Origin of the sequence: Lysinibacillus sp. KCTC 33748 (assembly GCF_002237755.1) — a bacterium.
GTDB lineage: Bacteria > Bacillota > Bacilli > Bacillales_A > Planococcaceae > Lysinibacillus.
On sequence record NZ_MWSJ01000003.1, the window covers coordinates 182,346 to 198,499 of the forward strand.

General features: G+C 35.7%; 16 protein-coding genes. 15 read left to right on the forward strand and 1 reads right to left on the reverse strand.

All coding sequences use genetic code 11. The annotated features are described in order from the left end of the window. The first annotated feature begins 194 nt into the window (after nt 1-194). From B1B04_RS06595 to B1B04_RS06635, 9 genes are all read left to right on the forward strand, one after another. Nucleotides 195-965 (forward strand): tyrosine-protein phosphatase, encoded by a 771-nt coding sequence (locus tag B1B04_RS06595; RefSeq protein WP_079560530.1) that lies wholly within the window; start codon nt 195-197, stop codon nt 963-965. Nucleotides 966-1,158: 193 nt separating this feature from the next. Continuing rightward, complete coding sequence (locus B1B04_RS06600; RefSeq protein WP_170938915.1) at nt 1,159-2,169, forward strand: O-antigen ligase family protein; 1,011 nt, start codon at nt 1,159-1,161, stop codon at nt 2,167-2,169. A gap of 65 nt (nt 2,170-2,234) precedes the next feature. Beyond that, on the forward strand, nt 2,235-3,143 hold the full coding sequence (locus B1B04_RS06605) for a glycosyltransferase family protein (RefSeq protein ID WP_079560532.1): 909 nt from the start codon (nt 2,235-2,237) through the stop codon (nt 3,141-3,143). A 54-nt stretch (nt 3,144-3,197) separates the two neighbouring features. After that, nucleotides 3,198-3,950 carry a glycosyltransferase family 32 protein gene (locus B1B04_RS06610; RefSeq protein ID WP_079560533.1) on the forward strand — a complete coding sequence of 251 codons (753 nt, stop codon included), beginning with the start codon at nt 3,198-3,200 and terminating at the stop codon, nt 3,948-3,950. A 42-nt stretch (nt 3,951-3,992) separates the two neighbouring features. Next, complete coding sequence (locus B1B04_RS06615; protein WP_079560534.1) at nt 3,993-5,537, forward strand: oligosaccharide flippase family protein; 1,545 nt, start codon at nt 3,993-3,995, stop codon at nt 5,535-5,537. Next, the gene (locus B1B04_RS06620; RefSeq protein ID WP_170938916.1) at nt 5,516-6,532 is read left to right on the forward strand and encodes a glycosyltransferase family 2 protein; all 1,017 of its coding nucleotides are present in this window, start codon (nt 5,516-5,518) and stop codon (nt 6,530-6,532) included. Before B1B04_RS06615 ends, B1B04_RS06620 begins: the two co-directional genes overlap by 22 nt. Before the next feature lie 153 nt (nt 6,533-6,685). Next, on the forward strand, nt 6,686-7,411 hold the full coding sequence (locus B1B04_RS06625) for a YveK family protein (RefSeq protein WP_079560536.1): 726 nt from the start codon (nt 6,686-6,688) through the stop codon (nt 7,409-7,411). Beyond that, nucleotides 7,411-8,124, forward strand: coding sequence for a CpsD/CapB family tyrosine-protein kinase (locus B1B04_RS06630; RefSeq protein WP_079560537.1), 714 nt, complete (start codon nt 7,411-7,413; stop codon nt 8,122-8,124). Before B1B04_RS06625 ends, B1B04_RS06630 begins: the two co-directional genes overlap by 1 nt. Before the next feature lie 196 nt (nt 8,125-8,320). Further along, a complete protein-coding gene (locus B1B04_RS06635; RefSeq protein ID WP_079560868.1) occupies nt 8,321-9,118 on the forward strand; it encodes a TIGR00282 family metallophosphoesterase in 798 nt (265 codons plus the stop codon). A 209-nt stretch (nt 9,119-9,327) separates the two neighbouring features. Here the strand turns inward: B1B04_RS06635 and B1B04_RS06640 are convergent, their stop codons facing one another. Further along, nucleotides 9,328-9,747 (reverse strand): hypothetical protein, encoded by a 420-nt coding sequence (locus B1B04_RS06640; protein ID WP_079560538.1) that lies wholly within the window; start codon nt 9,745-9,747, stop codon nt 9,328-9,330. A gap of 565 nt (nt 9,748-10,312) precedes the next feature. On the opposite strand from B1B04_RS06640, the gene B1B04_RS06650 reads away from it, so the two are divergent. The 6 genes from B1B04_RS06650 to B1B04_RS06675 all read left to right on the forward strand — a co-directional run bounded on the left by B1B04_RS06650 (nt 10,313) and on the right by B1B04_RS06675 (nt 16,128). Then, nucleotides 10,313-10,579, forward strand: a complete 267-nt coding sequence (locus B1B04_RS06650) for a stage V sporulation protein S (RefSeq protein ID WP_004224903.1) — start codon at nt 10,313-10,315, stop codon at nt 10,577-10,579. A gap of 312 nt (nt 10,580-10,891) precedes the next feature. Next, nucleotides 10,892-12,631, forward strand: coding sequence for a 2-oxoacid:acceptor oxidoreductase subunit alpha (locus B1B04_RS06655; protein ID WP_079560539.1), 1,740 nt, complete (start codon nt 10,892-10,894; stop codon nt 12,629-12,631). Beyond that, nucleotides 12,631-13,497, forward strand: a complete 867-nt coding sequence (locus B1B04_RS06660) for a 2-oxoacid:ferredoxin oxidoreductase subunit beta (protein ID WP_079560540.1) — start codon at nt 12,631-12,633, stop codon at nt 13,495-13,497. Before B1B04_RS06655 ends, B1B04_RS06660 begins: the two co-directional genes overlap by 1 nt. 434 nt (nt 13,498-13,931) lie before the next feature. Next, the gene (locus B1B04_RS06665; RefSeq protein ID WP_079560541.1) at nt 13,932-14,639 is read left to right on the forward strand and encodes a lantibiotic protection ABC transporter ATP-binding protein; all 708 of its coding nucleotides are present in this window, start codon (nt 13,932-13,934) and stop codon (nt 14,637-14,639) included. 1 nt (nt 14,640) lies between these two features. Then, on the forward strand, nt 14,641-15,369 hold the full coding sequence (locus B1B04_RS06670; protein ID WP_079560542.1) for a lantibiotic immunity ABC transporter MutE/EpiE family permease subunit: 729 nt from the start codon (nt 14,641-14,643) through the stop codon (nt 15,367-15,369). A 3-nt stretch (nt 15,370-15,372) separates the two neighbouring features. Beyond that, nucleotides 15,373-16,128, forward strand: a complete 756-nt coding sequence (locus tag B1B04_RS06675; RefSeq protein WP_079560543.1) for a lantibiotic immunity ABC transporter MutG family permease subunit — start codon at nt 15,373-15,375, stop codon at nt 16,126-16,128. The last annotated feature ends 26 nt before the right edge of the window (nt 16,129-16,154 follow it).

The window sequence follows — 16,154 nt, forward strand, 5'->3', positions numbered from 1 at the left end:
GCATTTACTTTTGCCTCGGCCCCTCCAGCGCTTTTGTTCTTAACTTGGTTGTGTAAGCTACTGTCATATTTATCGTGAAAATAGGCATATATACAATAAGTGCCTTTATTTATCAGCAATAAAATTTCTACTAATAATCATTTAAATTGGTGAAAAACAGTTAGGTGATGAATTGGAATAGGGAGATGATGAGCATGGTTGATACTCACAGCCATTTATTATCTGGAGTTGACGATGGACCACAACAACTTTCAGAGTCATTGCAATTACTAGAACATGCTGTGATGCAAGGAATAACAGCCATTATTACTACTCCTCATGCCAAGCACCCAATGTACGATGTGCCATATGAAAATGTATTACATCAGGTACATACTTTACAGCTAGAAATAGAAAAAAGAGCATGGCCAATCAAACTATTTCCTGGACATGAAGTACGCATCAATGAAAATATTTTAGAGTCTATCACAACTAAACAGCTTCATACGTTGGCAAACTCAAACTATCTATTACTTGAATTACCTTCGGAAACAATCCCTTTCTATTGTAAGGGAATTATTAGGTCATTAGTTGCATCAGGTATTACACCAGTTATTGCGCATCCTGAGCGAAATGGAGCTATTCGACAAAATGTAGCACTCCTTGAGCAATTCATTCGTGATGGGGCATTAGCACAAATTACAGCAGGTAGCATTACGGGGCATTTTGGCAAAAAAATTCAACAATTTGCAATGGATTTAATAGAAGCAAGACTTGTTCATACGTATGGTTCAGATGTCCATAATATGTCTACAAGACCATTGCTTTTTGAAGCTGGGTTAGATTACTTGGAGAAAATGAAACAGCTGGATATGGTTGACCTTTTCCTTGAAAACAATGAACGTGTTTTAGAAAATAAGCAGCTATTAATTGCGGAGCCAATCGTTATAAGTGAAAGAAAATGGTGGCATCTTTTCACAAAATAACATACGAAATGAAGCTATAGTGAGGGTGATGAAAGTGCGGTTTTTTATCCTAACGATATGTATGAGTGTATTACTACTCTTCAGTGCATTATCTTATGAAATATCTATACTAATTTACTTTACTGTCTTTTTTTCCATCTTTCCGATCATCCTTTTCATCTATAATCGAAGTGCAAATATTCGTAGAATGTATGTGAGCGATATATTTTTCTTTCTATTTATTATTTGTGGGCTATTAAGTGCTTTAGCCAATTCTGATATGGAATCACTTATGAATATTGTATGTATGCTTACGATGTATATAGGGTTATCGATTATATATAACTCATTTCAAACGGCTACTTTACATGTGCTAGCTATTAGTATTTGTCTCTCGCATCTCATTATTTTATTCTTATCTTTTTTCATGAATCGAGTTGTTTTCAACGCATTTGCGGGGATTTATAGCAACCCAAACATGATGGGATTGGCCATGACATTGTTAGCGGTCGTATTACTAGCTGGGACTATTCAATATTTTCAGGGTGTTACGAAAAAGGTTCCTATCGTAGTCCTAGTAAGCCTATTCTTTTTTGTTTTTTATATTATTTTACTCACACAAAGTAGAACGGCTGCCATCACCGTACTATTCGCTATCATAATGAGTATGGCCTTGTTAGCTATTCAAAACGCTTCAAGTATTAGAAAAGTGGGCGCACTCGTATCGGTTCTATGTGTACTAAGTATGACATTCATTTTCAGTCTAAGTAAAATTCCGATACTAAACGAAGCGGTTCAAAAAATTGTAGGGAAATTTCAGCGGAAATCGGCTGATCTATCTGATGGACGAATGGCAATTTGGCAAAATATCATAAAAGATTCCACATTATTTGGCCATGGAGAAAATTATCATGTTGGACAATTGGATGCACATAATACCTTTATTGCCCTATTAGCTGAGTATGGTTGGTTGGCCGTTACATTTTTTCTACTATTCGTAGCAGCATTATTATGGAACGCATTTTCTTTTGCTAAAAAACGAGTTAAGTATACGAACATGCTACAACTATTACCATTTTTAATACTTATCACTTATATTTTACTTTCAATGACGGAAATTATTATTTATACAACACCGATAATGATCGTTTTATTTGTTCTTTCTGGCAATTCATTTACCCACCATAAACTCGCGCTTAATAGTTCAAATATGAATAAAACGTGAAAATTAATAGACGACAGACCATTTTAATTGAAAATTAGCAGTTGGAAGAAGGGGGAATCATCTATTTGAAGATTGGATTTGTCAACAACGGAAAATCATTTTTACCAGAAATCTCAGCCTATGTAGCGTATTTAAATCAGCAGGATAATATTGAAGCCATCACCATTTTAACAGCGGAGATAAATGAAATTCCAATAACCAATATAGATTTATTATGGAAATTTCCTGGTTTAGATATAAAAAAACATTCAAGAGAGACAAAGATTATTCATGAATATAATTCGTTATCAACTGGTCATTTTCCGATGTTGAAAAATTTTGTGAAAAAAACTTGTAATGTTAAACCGCATGGTCGCGTATTTTTGAATGAACTTGTAGAAAAGGATTTTAAGATGAAGGACAATGTTCCAAAAATTCATCGAGATATGGGAATATCAAAAGACTTTTTCATAAAAACATCAAAAAAAGAGTACGACTTTGTATATGTCGGCGCAATGGGAACTGAAAGAGGTACCGCTGATGCGCTAAAGCCCTTTACGACAACTTTAAAAGATAACACGATTTTATTAATAGGAAATCCAACAAATGAATTATATACATCTTTCAAAGACTATAAAAATATTATCTTCTCAGGATCGCTACCTTATCATGAAGTTCCTCTTCTAGCGTCAAAAGCAGAATACGGGCTGAATTATATGCCTGATGTGTACCCTTTCAATTTACAAGCTTCAACTAAGCTCCTTGAGTACTGCGCATTAGATTTGAAAATTGTTACGACCGATTATCCTTGGGTCAATAATTTTGAAAAGAAAACACAAGGACGCTTTTTTAAATTACACCGAAATTTAGCAAACTTTACGATGGCAAATTTAAAAAACTTTGAATTTGTGACACCAGATGTTAGTTATTTAGAGTGGAACCTATTGTTAGATAGGGTAAAACTGATGGAGTTTATCAAGTTAGTAATGGAATAGTTTGATATGTGATATGCCGTTAATTTATTTGGATAACAGAAAGGAAATTGTATAATGATCCCTAAAAAAATTCACTTCTGTTGGTTTGGCGAAAATCCGTATCCGCAGGTAGTTGAAGCGTGTATTGCCTCCTGGCAAAAATTAATGCCTGACTATGAACTAATTGAATGGAATGAAAATTCATTTGATATTCAATCCAATCAATTTGTACAAGAAGCCTACGAATCTAAAAAATATGCTTATGTAGCTGATTATGTTAGGTTATATGCACTATACACACAAGGTGGCATTTACTTGGATACAGATGTAGAAGTTGTCCAATCGTTAAACCCTTTTTTATCTCATCAAGCATTTACTGGCGGAGAAAATAGTGATACATGTGTAACCGGAACAATGGGGGCTGTAAAGGGGCATCCGTGGATTAAGCTACTGCTGGATTTTTATGAAGATAAAAGTTTCTATACGGAACAAGGTCAACAAACAAATACTGTTATCATCACGGATCTAACGAGAGAAAAATATGGATTTACAGAGTCTAATCAACATAGGCAATTGGATGACGATCTACACATATATCCATTTGAATATTTCTGTGCGAAGGACTTCGAATCAGGAACGATTAACCAAACTGTTAATACATTTACGATCCATCACTTTAATGGTTCATGGTTGTCAGAGCAACAAAAAAAACGACATAAAAAAGTAATGCGTTATAAATATGCTATCAACAAATTATTTGGACCGAATGCTTTTGATCAGTTAAATAAAACACGTAAAAAATTAAATGGTATCAAGATTTTCGAGTGAAAATGTAATGCATAAAAGGACAAGTGGAGGCAAGGTGGACTAATGAAGGAAATTCGGATGGGTGCTATTCTCTCTTACTTATCTATTGTTTGTACGTTTATAGTAGCAATTGTGTTTACCCCTATTATGATTCGAATTCTTGGTCAAGAAGAATACGGATTATACTCATTAATTACAGTTTTTGTTGGGTATTTAACAATATTAGATTTTGGTTTAGGGAATGCAATTATTCGTTATATTTCTAATAATCGAGTAGTAGGTGATAAGGAGACGGAAGCTAGATTAAATGGCTTTTTTCTGCGGCTATTTTCGATTATAGGTGCGTTTACTCTTGCCATTGGGTGTTTTGTGTATTTCCAAGTAGAGACAATTTTTGGACAAAGCTTATCTTCATTGCAAATCGAAAAGGCAAAAGTAATGGTAATAGTGATGACCGTAAGCTTTGCCTTACAATTTCCTTTAAGTGTTTTCTCTTCAATCCTTCAAGCCTATGAAAAATTCATACTAATTAAGTTAACTTCATTTATAAAAGTAATCGTACAACCGTTACTGATGCTGTTTTTCCTGTTACAAGATGCTGGTGCAGTCGGGATGGTTTATATTGTAGCTAGCTTAAATGTATGTGTATTAATAATAAATTCTATTATTTGTTTGAAAACGTTAAAAGTACGATTTATCTTTTCTGGTTATAATCCAGGCCTTATAAAAGAAATATTCGTCTATTCATTTTTTTTGTTTGTGACAGTCATAGTGGATAAAATTTATTGGCAAACTGACCAAGTATTACTGGGGATTATGAAAGGAACAGAAGATGTAGCCATTTATGCAATTGCTATACAATTTATTATGATATTTATGGCACTAGCACTTGCCATAAGTGATTTGTATTTGCCAAAGATTTCAATGTTGGTGACACAAGCGGATGGTCTTATGGAAATTAATCGGTTATTTGTCAATGTTGGCGCCATTCAGCTAATGATTCTTGGATATGTATTAAGTGGCTTTTTTTTATTTGGTAAAACTTTCATCTCATTGTGGATAGGGGATGAATATTTAATCGTCTATCCGATCGTACTGATCATCATGTTGCCGTTTTCAGTCGATTTAATTCAAAATATAGGTCTGAGTGTGTTAAAGGCAAAAAATATGTTTAAGTTTCGAACAGTATTATTAATTACACTTGCTAGCACAAATATTATTCTATCTATTCCTGCCATCTATTTATTCGGGGTTATTGGAACAGCAATCATAACCGCGGTATCGTTATTTATTGGGAATGTATGTATTATGAATGTTTACTATGCAAAAAAAATACAACTAACTATTAAAAAATTTTGGATACGCATTAGCAAGATTTTCGTAGCTATTGTTATTGCGTCTCTTTTAATGAAAGGTATACTAATTGTTTTCCCACTTTCGAATACTTGGTACATTTTAGGGCTGTATATTGCCTTATACAGTATGATTTTCGGTATATCTTTGTTCACATTTGGAATTACTGCTTCTGATCGAAAATATTTAATTGGAAAAGTAAAAATGCTCAGCCTAGCTGGAGGGGTGAAATTTTGGGGTCAGAAATCCTCGTAACTGTTATTATACCGGTATATAACGCAGCACCGTATTTAAAGAAATGTCTAGCAAGTATTTGCCAACAAACGTTAAAGCCAATCGAAATTATTGCGATTAATGACGGCAGTACTGACGATTCTCTTTCTATTTTACATCAATTGGCCTTACGAGATCAGCGAATAATCATTCATAATCAATCAAATGGTGGGGTAAGTCATGCTAGAAATATAGGGATTAACGAGGCAAGAGGTCAATACGTTACGTTTGTCGATGCGGATGATTGGATAGAGCCATCTATGTTGGAACGATTATATAGCGCTATTCAAGAAACAGAAACTGAAATAGCTAAATGTGATGTTTTTGTAGATGGAAAAAATGATGGCAATCGTTTAAACTATCCGTCGACTGCAAATGAACTTTTTGACTCTCAGGAATGTTTGCATTTATTATTTACTGAATTTCATGAAAAACATTTCGGTTTTGCTTGTAGTAAATTGTATTCTAAAGCCTTTCTTGATCAATTTGGAATTCGATTTGAAGAGGATATGAATTTTTCTGAAGATGTTTTATTCATAACAAAAGCGATCACAAAGAGTAAGACAATTTGTTATGTGCCTCAGCAGCTTTATCATTACAATGTGTTGCCACAGCAATCATTAACGAGAAGCTACCGTAAGAATGAGCGAGAAAAATATGATGTAATCTATGAACGTATTCGTGAGACATTAGTAGCTGAAAATATTTTTACATCCATTGAAACTAGCTTCAATGGATATGTATTTTCCGGTTTAGTAAATTTAACACTTCACATGCAGAGTTCCCCATATAAGGGGCTCGATTTATTAAAAGAGATTAAAGAAGAAATAGTCAGTTTTGTTGATGACTACCCTTATGTTCTTGAGATAAACCCAATAAAATTTTCATTGAAAAAGAAGCTCTATTATCAGTTGTTGAAAAAAAATGCTGTATCTACGCTAGCATTTATCATTTTTTTATCGATGAGGAAAAAATGAATTACTTGTTGTATTAGGAATAACATAGGACATAAATTTATATAATAAATATATAATTGAGTATTTCATTTTACTAGCTACTATACCAATTAACTATGAATATCACACTCCATTACACAAATTTAGATAGTTTAGGGGAAGGAGATATACTCGATGGAGAATTCGATTCAAGTAAAGGCGATAGTAAAAATCTTACGAAAACGTTTGCTTCTTATTCTTTCGATAATTATAATCGCGATGGCATTGGCTGCTTATGTTAGTTACTATGTCATCACGCCTGTATATCAAGCTGAAACTCAAATATTAATCAACCAAAAAAATACGGATCAACAACAAATGTATACGGGTGCATATTCAATTGAGACAGATTTACAATTAATAAATACGTATAATGTCATTATAAAAAGCCCAGCTATTCTATCAAAAGTAATTGAAGAGTTGAAATTAGAATTATCTCCCGAACAATTAGCAGAAAAAATTACGGTCAATAATGAAAGCCAATCACAAGTAGTTTCTATAAAGATTCTTGATGAAAAGCCAGCACGAGCGGCGGAGGTTGCCAATAGGATAATAGATGTCTTTAAAGAAGATATTCAAAAACTGATGAACGTAGATAATATCAATGTCCTTTCAGTAGCTAAATTAGCTGATGACCCACAACCAGTGAAGCCGAAAAAAATTCTAAATATTGCGATTTCCGGTTTTCTTGGACTACTTTTAGGAACAGGCATTGCATTTAGTGTAGAATTTTTCGATTCAACAATAAAGACAGAGCAGGAAATTGAAGAGCTATTAAATTTACCGATAATAGGATTCGTGAGTTCAATAAAAGAAGGCAGAGGATCTATCTCTACTAGACGAGGGAGACGAGTCACATAATGTTTAAAATGAAAAATAAAAAAAAGAAAGCATTAGCGATGATGCAACGGAAACTATTGACTAACGTACACACAACTTCTATTATTTCTGAGCAGTTTCGAACAATTCGAACAAATTTAAAATTTGCGCTCCCTAATTTATCGTGTAAAACAATTTTAGTGACATCATCTATCCCTGGTGAAGGAAAGACAACGAATGCAGCAAATATTGCGATCGTTTTTGCTCAAGAAGGTAAAAAAGTTTTAGTAGTGGATGCTGATATGCGAAGACCTGCTATCCACTATACATTTGAATTGCATAATATTTCAGGTCTATCAAGTGTACTGATACAAAATGACACGTTGAGCGAAGCGATACAAGAAACGTTTATAGAAGGATTATTTGTCCTCACTAGTGGACCAATCCCACCTAATCCTGTAGAGCTTCTTGCTTCAGAAATGATGGATACGTTAATAGAAAAAATGATAGATTTTTATGATGTAATCATCTTTGATACGCCACCTGTTAATTCTGTGACCGATGCACAAATTTTAGCGAATAAAACAGATGGTGCACTACTTATTGTTAATACTGGAGTAGTAGAGAAATCTAGTGTTGTCAAAGCGAAAAATTCCTTACTAGTAGCACAAGCAAAAATATTAGGCGTTGTTATGAATAACTATGCTCTGCCCAAAGAACAATATAAGAACCAGTATTATCATACAAGAAAATAGAAATCAGTACCGTCCGCCTGACAAGTACCTAATAGCTTGTCAGGTTTTTTTATAGACAATCAGAAAGAGTATCAGCGCCTATATTTTCAAGCCTAAAAAGCATCTGTTAAATACGCTAGACGGACATAATTTTGCGTTTGTCTTTGAATTGGTGGTAAAATATAAGGTGCTAATTAATGAAAGAGTGGTTATGAAAATGAAAGTTTTATTTATTGGGGATATTGTAGGTTCGATCGGCCGAGATGCAGTGGAAAAGTATTTACCACGCTTAAAGAAAAAATATAATCCAGACGTTGTTATTGCCAATGGTGAAAACGCAGCAGCAGGACGTGGAATTACACGTAATATTTATAATGACCTATTGCAAATGGGTGTAGATGTCATTACGATGGGTAATCACACTTGGGATAATAAAGATATTTTTGATTTTATAGATGATGCAGATTATTTAATACGCCCTGCAAACTTTTCAAGTGATGCACCAGGTAAAGGCATGGTGCAAATTTCAAAAAACGGTGTAACACTATCTGTTATTAATTTACATGGTCGAGTGTTTTTACCTCCTCACGAGGATCCATTTGCGATGGCAGAGAAATTAATCGAAGAAGCGCATAAAACGTCACCGCTTGTATTCGTGGATTTTCATGCAGAAGCGACAAGTGAAAAAATTGCGCTTGGATGGCATTTAGATGGAAAGGCCTCTGCAGTAGTTGGTACACATACACATGTGCAAACAGCTGATTCACGTATTTATCCAAATGGAACAGCCTATATTACGGACGTTGGTATGACAGGTCCATACGATGAAATTTTAGGTATGACGAAGGAAAGTGTCATTTATAAATTCCAAACAAATATGCCATCTCGTTTTGAAGTGCCTAAAAAAGGACGCGATGTGTTAAGTGGTTTCTTTGTAGACATTGATGATAAAACAGGCAAAGCTCGTCATTGTGAGCGGGTGTATATAAACGAAGATTATCCGTTCCAAGCATAAGAAGAGAAACTATTGTGTATGAAAAAATGCACAATAGTTTTTTGTTTTGAAAATTTGTTAATTCAATGAAATTAAAGCACCATAATAAAATATGACTCTTCGGCAAAACGAGGGGTGATTTCCGTTCCTACTTGGGCTTTCTTTGGGTGTCGGGGCAACAGATGTTTGCTGCGCGACCAGTGGTACTATTCCAATGAAAAAGAGCGCCCTTATTGGGTGCTTTTTTTTATGAGGGTAAATAATTCTTTTACAGATTCGTCCTCTTGTATTTTGTAATTTTTACCGTCAAACTGTAGGATGCCACTTTCAATGATAGAGATATGGTATGAATTATTGTTGTGATAAATAATGAACGTGTATCCTTCCAAATGAGAAAATTCAGAGTGAGACTGTTTAACTTTTAAATCTTCCAGTGAACCAATTAATGTTGGAAATATAGGATTGTCTTTAATAACGTTTGTTATAGTTGTCGTTGATTCATTTAAGATACCAATTTTATTAATTTCTTCGCTTAAATTAACTGTATGTAGTAAATCTTTAACAAAGCTTTTTGTTTTGTATTCGTTGAAAAAGTAAATTGAGACTGCTATTAAAATTAAAGCTTTAATAAAAATTATTTTTTTCTTCATTCGAAACAACTCCTTAAATTATTGGGATTTTAATCATTTTCGAATTTTTAGTCAAGAATAGGTTACTATCATTCTCGGTTGTTTAAGTGCCCATTGTTGCACCTACTATAGAAAGAGGGATTCGATGGGAGAATATGAGTCTTTAATCGGTTTAATGAGCAATACAGACTTTCCAATTGTCGCTTTTTTGGCCTTTTGGAAGTTCGATAAATCACTGACTGGCTTGAAGAAGCTGGAAATGGTAAGACGAATACGGTTTCTTTCACTTCGCTTTCGTCGCAGAGCAAAGATTTCCGCAGAGATAGCGAGTAGTCTGGAACGGAAATCATCCCACGTTTTGCAAAGGAGCCATAGTTATTTATAATGGCGCCTTTATTTCAATGACAAAGTAATTTTTTAACTGTAATTATCAGTCTTTTTAGATTGTTTTGATATATAAGAAATGAAAATAGTCTATTTCCTTCTCGTCGAGCATAAAATGACCTATCGACAATAACTTGAGGTCCAAAAGGGGGACATGAGTTGTTGAGCGTAAACACTATTCGCGAAACGGGGAGGAATAATTGTGGATTCATTAAAAGTATCATCACGCTCTAATCCAAATTCAGTTGCAGGTGCATTAGTCGCGGTAATCAGAGAAAAAGGGCAAGCAGAAATGCAGGCAGTTGGGGCAGGTGCACTTAACCAAGCCGTGAAAGCAGTGGCCATTGCACGCGGATTTGTAGCGCCAAGTGGCACAGATTTAATTTGCGCACCGGCGTTTGCCGATATTTTAATTGCTGGTGAGGAACGTACAGCCTTAAAGCTTCTTGTGGAAAAACGTATTCGATAAAAAAGTAATGAAGTAAAATGCCTTGCACATAATAAGCTGCAAGGCATTTTTTTCGTTTATATAGACAATAAGGATATCAGGAAGAGAATCCCTCATGCTCTACATACTAACATGTTAAATGTCACTTGAATTCAGCAAGCAAATTTTTTAAACTTAATTGATTTGATAATTACAACTTTATGAACGCTATTTTCAGTCAAAGGTCTGAATTTCGCTGAAATCGCGTAATAACAATAGTGCAGACCGTTTCTTCGTGTTAAACTTATGAAGGAAAAATAATAGTATATACATTGGATCTAAGGAGTTGTTGACATGTTACATCAGCTTTCATGGAAAGTCGGTGGGCAACAAGGTGAAGGGATTGAAAGTACAGGGGAAATTTTCTCAATGGCAATGAATCGTTTAGGTTACTTCCTATACGGTTACCGTCATTTCTCTTCTCGAATTAAAGGTGGCCATACGAATAATAAAATTACAGTTCGTCCAACAGAAGTACGTTCAATTGCGGATGATTTAGATATTTTAGTAGCGTTCGATCAAGAAACAATCGACGTCAATTATAAAGAGTTAACAGAAAATGGGATTATTTTAGCGGATGCAAAATTTGATCCAGTGAAGCCAGAAGATTCAAAAGCGCCATTATTTGCGGTACCTTTTACAGAGGTAGCTGCAGAGCTAGGTACTTCGTTGATGAAAAATATGGTGGCAATCGGGGCAACAGCTTCATTGCTAAATCTAGAAGATGAAGTGTTCCAAAATGTTGTAGATGATATTTTTGGCAGAAAAGGTGAAGAAGTTGTTCAGAAAAACATGGAGGCAATTACACGCGGCCATGAATTAATGAATGAGCTTTTAGGCGATCGTGTAGGTGAATGGGCTCTAGCACCAGCAGACGGTAAACGCCGTATGTTCATGATTGGGAACGATGCAATAGCACTTGGTGCACTTGCAGCTGGGACACGCTTAATGGCAGCTTACCCAATTACACCAGCTTCTGAGATTATGGAATACCTTATTAAAAAATTACCGAATTTCGGTGGTACGGTTATTCAAACAGAAGACGAAATTGCTGCAGCGACAATGGCAATTGGGGCAAACTTTGGTGGGGTTCGTGCCTTTACAGCTTCAGCTGGTCCGGGTCTTTCATTAATGATGGAAGCAATTGGTCTTTCAGGTATGACAGAGCAGCCACTAGTAGTTGTTGACACACAACGTGGTGGTCCATCAACAGGGTTACCAACAAAACAAGAGCAATCAGATTTAATGGCGATGTTATATGGTACGCATGGTGAAATTCCTAAAGTAGTGATTGCACCTTCTACAATGGAAGAAGCATTCTTTGACACAATCCAAGCGTTTAACATTGCGGAGGAATTACAATTACCAGTTATTTTAATGACTGACTTGCAATTATCTCTAGGGAAACAATCTGTAGAGCCATTCGATTACAGTAAAATAGAAATCCGCCGTGGTAAAATTGTTACTGATGACATTGAAGAAGCAGCTGATAAAGCATACTTCAAACGTTATGAGAATACGGAAGACGGTATTTCACCGCGTGTGCTACCTGGTACATTAAACGGTATTCACCATGTAACAGGGGTTGAGCACGATGAAACAGGTAAGCCATCGGAAGCAACTGGTAACCGTCAAGTACAAATGGATAAACGTTTCCGTAAGCTAGAGGCATTGAAATTTGATAATCCAGTATTTTCAAATACGCCACATGAAGAAGCGGATATTTTATTAGTCGGCTTTAACTCAACACGTGGAGCTATTGAAGAAGTACAAGAACGATTAAATGCTCAAGGTATGAAGGTGAATCATGCACATATTCGTTTAATTCACCCATTCCCGTCTGCTGAAGTGGCACCACTTGTAGAAAAAGCGAAAAAAGTAATCGTTGTAGAAAATAACTACACAGGTCAATTAGCAAATATTATGAAGATGAATATTGGTGGTCACGATAAAATCGAGACGATCACAAAATATAATGGTACACCATTCTTGCCAGGTGAATTAGAAAATCGTGTGAAGGAGTTGACTCGCTAATGGCAACATTTAAGGATTTTCGTAATACAGTGAAACCAAACTGGTGCCCAGGCTGTGGTGACTTCTCTGTACAAGCAGCGATTCAGCGCGCCGCGGCTAACGTTGGTATTGAACCAAACGAACTAGCGGTTATCTCTGGGATCGGCTGTTCTGGTCGTATTTCAGGTTACATTAATTCTTACGGTTTCCACGGTATTCATGGCCGTGCATTACCAATTGCACAAGGTTTGAAAATGGCTAACCGTGATTTAAACGTTATTGCTTCTGGCGGTGACGGCGATGGCTTTGCTATTGGTATGGGTCATACAATCCATTCCATCCGTCGCAACATTGACATCACATACGTTGTTATGGATAACCAAATTTATGGTTTAACAAAGGGTCAAACATCTCCACGTTCTGCTGCAGGATTTATTACAAAATCTACGCCAGGTGGTGCGATTGAACCTTCACTAAAACCGTTAGAAGTCGCTTTAACTAGTGGAGCTACATTTGTGGCACAAGGCTTCTCAACAGATATTAAAGAGTTAACGGCTTTAATTGAAGCGGGCATTAATCATAAAGGCTTCTCATTCATCAACGTATTCTCACCTTGTGTTACGTATAACAAAGTGAATACGTATGATTGGTTTAAAGAAAACTTAACGAAGCTTGCTGATATCGAAGGCTATGACAATGCTGACCGTGCTATGGCAATGCGTACAGTGATGGAGCATGAAGGTTTAGTAACAGGTATTATTTATCAAGATACTGAAACAGCTTCATATCAAGAAAAAGTACCAGGCTACTCAGAGCTACCATTAACAGATATTGATATTAATATGAGCGAAAATGATTTTAATAAATTAGTGAAAGAATTTATGTAAATCAAATTTTATACAACATGATAAAAAGCATTTGGGATGACCTCATTCCAAATGCTTTTTGTGTTTTTGAAAGACTATGTAATTAAATAAAGTACGGCTCTTCTGCAAAACGAGGGGTTGATTTCCGTTCCTGCTGGGCGCTTTCCTGGGGGCGTCCGATGAGCCGCTTCACTGCGCTGCAGGGTCTCATCTGTGACGCTGATCCCCGAGGAGTCGCCCAGCCTCCAATCCAATCAACCATTTCACAAAGCATATCACTCTAATAAATAGTCATAAAACAAAAGTTCAGTAGGGGACGTCTATGCAATAGTGAAGCATTATAGCATTCTCTGATTAAATTGATTTTCAGCGTGACGATCCACAAAAATTTTTGATTTCCTTACAAAATCCTTATAATCATTTTCTACACTAAAATCATCGAAAGGAAGATGATTATGGAAGATATTATTTTACAAACAGAAAATCTTAGTAAAAGCTTTAAGGGGCAAAAAATTGTAGAGGACTTGTCGTTAACGATACCTCGCAATTCTGTTTACGGTTTACTTGGTCCGAATGGTGCAGGGAAATCAACAGCGTTAAAAATGATAACTGGGATGCTGCGCCCGAATGCAGGAAAGATACTTTTTAGTGGCCGTGAATGGAATCGTAATGATTTAAAAGACATGGGTGTATTAATTGAAACACCACCTTTATATGAAAACTTAACGGCAAGAGAAAATCTCAAGGTTCGAACGATTGCCCTCGGATTGCCACAGTCACGCATTGACGAAGTATTAAAAATTGTTGACTTAACCAATACAGGGAAAAAACGAGCAGGACAGTTTTCTTTAGGGATGAAACAACGCCTAGGAATAGCAATTGCGCTATTAAACTATCCGAAGCTTTTAATTCTTGATGAGCCAACAAATGGTCTCGACCCAATCGGCATCCAAGATCTTCGAAAACTGATTCGATCTTTTCCAGAGCAAGGGATAACAGTCATTTTATCAAGCCACATACTTTCAGAAGTAGAGCAGGTCGTTGATGAAATCGGCATCATTGCAGGAGGAAAATTAGGCTATCAGGGAGTTGCCCCACAAGGTCAGGAATTAGAATCATTATTTATGCAAGTAGTGTCAGCTAATAGAAAGGCAGGCATGTAACATGATTTCGATTATGAAGGCTGAAAGATTAAAATGGAAAAAGACCTTTATTCCTAAATTAGTTTTGCTAGCACCCATTGTGGCAATCTTACTAACTGCAGTATTAATGGGAGGAAGTTTTTTTCAAAGTGGCGCTTATAATTGGTGGTATACAATGCTCCTGCCGGGTGCACTGACGATATGTTGTGCATTGGTGATCGAAAAAGATGCTAAATTGAAATACCATAGTATTCTCGCAATGCCGATTGATCTGAAGAAGATTTGGTTTGGCAAAATACTTGCATGTAGTACCTGGTTGTTATTAATTACAATTATTTTCTTTGCTGGTATTACTGCTGGTGGAATATTATTTGGTAATAGCTATTCTTTCATTAATAGTCTTACAGGTAGTTTGTTAATTTTCGTCACGTTTTTATGGCAAATTCCTCTTTGTTTATTCCTTGCGGCAAAATTAGGAACTTATATGTCCATTTTAATAAATTTAGTTGGCAATATTGCCGGTATGATCGCACTTGCAAATGGGGAGTTTTGGTATAGTGTTCCTTACGCCATTACTGCAAGACTAATTTGTCCAACGCTAGAGATTTTACCAAATGGTCTGCCAGTGCCTGAAGGTAGCCCGTTATTAAGCATGTCGGTTATAGTTCCAGGTATATTAATTACTTTAGCATGGTTTGCTTCAATCAGCTTCCTTACTGCACGTTGGTTTCAAAAAAGGGAGGCGAAATAGTTCATGGTAATGTTAAGATTACTTAGAGCAGAGTTTCTTAAAACAAAAAGAACGCCATTTTTGCTCACGCATCTAATTGTACCTATTATTATTTCAGGGGTATTTTTAGCATACTATACTTATTCACCGTGGGGTTTTAATGATAGGGTAACGGCATATCTTCAAGGAGTAACATGCGGGTTTCCAATTATTATTGGATTAGTTTGTGCAATGGCTGCGGAGCAAGAAGCAAAGGCAGGGCAGTTCCAGGGGATGCTAACAGCTACTAAAACAAAAATAGTGGCCTATTTAAGCAAGTTGCTACTGTTATTGTTATTTAGTTTTGGAGCAATATTACTGTCTTTCGGTATTTTTAGTGTTGGATTTATTGAACTTTTGCATGAAGATACTTTTGATTATCAATTTTATTTTATAGCTGGATGTATTCTATTTGTAAGCTGTGCATTTTTATATATTTTACATTTTTTTGTTAGTCTTCATTTTGGTAAAGGTGCCTCAATCGGATTAGGTATTGTAGGGTCACTAATAGTAGCCTTATTACTCACTGGATTAGGTGATGGCATTTGGTCATTTATACCTTATGGTTGGGGTGGTCACTTTGTTTCATTATGGACAATGAAAGCGTCAGGGGTTGACTTATCAATAGTGGAAGTAGGACTACAGGAAGGTATTATTGCTTCAGTATGTGGAACATTGTTCGCGTTAGTCCCTTCTTGTTTATGGTTTTGGAAATGGGAAGGAAGAAAGTCTGATAATTAGGGTATGAAGAAATGATGAGGGTAGAA